Below are 255 nucleotides of genomic sequence, written 5' to 3' on the forward strand. Positions count from 1 at the left end.
CCTGAGGCGATCACCGCCGCCTTTCCGGACGCCATGGTTCAAACCTGCGTTCGCCAGCGGGCTCGGACCGATGGCGCCTTCGCTGGCTCACTGCATCTGGTCCGCCACAGCCTGAACTTCTGCTCCTGGAAGGACCGCAAGGCTGTGGCCGCCGATCTGCGCCGGATTTACGTGGCCCCGACTGCCGACATGGCGGCCGTGGAACTCGACGGCTTCGAGGAGAAATGGGCCGGGAAATACGCCTCCATCGCCCCG

At 66.3% G+C, this 255-nt stretch carries 1 protein-coding gene; it reads left to right on the forward strand.

What is annotated here, in order from left to right; all coding sequences use genetic code 11:
• A partial coding sequence (locus IB235_RS24930) for a transposase (protein ID WP_192339094.1) occupies positions 1–255 on the forward strand: 255 nt, incomplete at both ends.

The sequence above is a fragment of the Paracoccus sp. PAR01 genome (assembly GCF_014851995.1).
Taxonomy (GTDB): Bacteria; Pseudomonadota; Alphaproteobacteria; order Rhodobacterales; family Rhodobacteraceae; genus Paracoccus; species Paracoccus litorisediminis.